2 protein-coding genes are annotated in these 1960 nt (G+C 64.9%); one reads left to right on the forward strand and one right to left on the reverse strand.

Features of this window, described 5'->3' with window-relative positions; translation table 11 throughout:
• A partial coding sequence (locus A2I95_RS34145) for a radical SAM protein (RefSeq protein ID WP_291736952.1) occupies window positions 1-953 on the reverse strand: 953 nt, incomplete at its 3' end.
• A gap of 649 nt (window positions 954-1602) precedes the next feature.
• Here A2I95_RS34145 and A2I95_RS34150 point away from each other — a divergent pair.
• The coding region (locus A2I95_RS34150) for an AsmA family protein (protein WP_291736955.1) at window positions 1603-1960 on the forward strand (358 nt) is incomplete at its 3' end.

Raw genomic sequence — 1960 nt, forward strand, 5'->3', positions numbered from 1 at the left:
GCGCAGATTTCGTCCAGCGTCTTGGCCGCCGCCGCCGGGCGGGCCATGCGGCGCAGCACATCCGGGTGGGCGTGCTGGAAGGGGATGTCCAGATAGGGCAGCAGCGCGTTGTCCGGGTCCGCCATCAGCGGGATCAGGTCGCGCACAAAGGGGTAGGGGTAGACATAGTGCAGCCGCACCCACAGGTCCTCTGCCGGGGCCAGCCTGCCCAGCTCGCGGGAGAGGTCGAGGATGTGGCTGCGCACCTCCTCCCCCTTCCAGGGGTGGCTGGAATACTTGCGGTCCAGCCCATAGGCAGAGGTGTCCTGGCTGATCACCAGCAGTTCACGGACCCCGGCCCCGACCAGCTTTTCCGCCTCGCGCAGCACCGCGTGGACGGGGCGGGAGGCCAGCTTGCCGCGCATATCCGGGATGATGCAGAACTTGCACTTGTGGTTGCAGCCCTCGGAAATCTTCAGATAGCTGAAGTGCCGCGGGGTGAGCTTGACGCCGGCCGCAGGCAGCAGGTCCACGTAAGGGTTCGGGGAAGGCGGCACTGCGGAATGCACCGCGTCCAGCACCTGTTCGTACTGATGCGGGCCGGTGACCGCGTGAATGCGCGGGTGGTGCTCGCGGATATAGTCCGGCTCGGCACCGAGGCAGCCGGTGACGATGACTTTGCCGTTTTCCTTCAGCGCCTCGCCGATCGCCTCAAGGCTTTCCGCCTTGGCGCTGTCCAGGAAGCCGCAAGTGTTGACGATTACCGCGTCGGCGCCGGCGTAGTCGGGCGAGATGCCGTAGCCTTCGGCGCGCAGCCGGGTCAGGATGCGCTCACTGTCCACCAGCGCTTTGGGGCAGCCGAGCGACACCATGCCGAGCGTCGGCTGGTCCGGGCGCGGCGCATCACCGAACTGCGGGCGGGGGGCAAGGTCGGGGCGGAGGCTGGGCGGGTTGCTGGACGGGGAACTGGTCATTCGCGCGGATATATCAGGAATGCGGCAAGAGGCAAGGAAAACGGGGGTGTCAGGTGTGAACCCCCTCTGTACACCTCCTGTGTACCCGGCGGCTGCATTTTCCCTTTGCACGGCCGCAAGGCCGGGCAACGCCTGCCCTTCGTTTGGTGTTGAAGGTGGAGCGCCAAAGCCCGTAGCCAGCGGGCGCAAAGTTTCTGCAGCAACGCCAATGTAGCGTTTGAAGGTGCCGCCGGTTTCCGGGGTTTCGTGTGTCCTGGTGCATATCCGGTATTTTCTGGAACTGTGTCTGCCAAGGTTGCTCTTTGCACCGCTGAGGCGAAGAAGTGGCCGTCTCAAGCCAAGCAGATTCTTCTAACCGCGCGCGAAGCCTGCGCCACCGTCCGCCATATCCTCGCCAAACAAGGCCTCCCCGAAGACGAGCACTTCTTCTTCCGCCGGGAGATGCATTTTGCCGGAAGGATCGGCTCCATCTGGCAGCGGCTGCCCTATCTGCTGTTCGGCCTGTTCTCCGGATACGGCTATCCTGCGGTCAAAACGCGCGAAGCTTTGATGCAGGAAGCGGCTTCCTGCATTGCACCCGCTCCACCAGACGGTAAGCTGGCAAAAAGACCCTTGGACTACAGGGGGACAAGACATGAGGAGTGGGCTGATGAAGCTGATAATCCGGGTTGTGACCGCGCTGGTGCTGACGGTGGTGGTGCTGGCGGGGCTGGTGCTGCTGCTGCCGGGCGAGAAAATCGCGCGGCTGGCGGCTGATCAGCTGGAGACGCAGACGGGCCGCAAGCTGGCGTTCGGCGGCAAGGTGCGCTTTACCTTCTGGCCGACGCTGGGGGTCAAGGCGGACGCGGTGACGCTGTCCAATGCAGACTGGGCGGGACCCGAGCCGATGCTGCAGGCCGAGCGTCTGACCATCGGCGTGGCGGCGGCAGAGCTGTTGCAGGGCGATGTGCGGGTCACGGAAGTCTCGGCGATCCTGCCGCATCTGAACCTGGCCACCAACGAGGACG

Source organism: Leisingera sp. F5 (assembly GCF_001593695.1).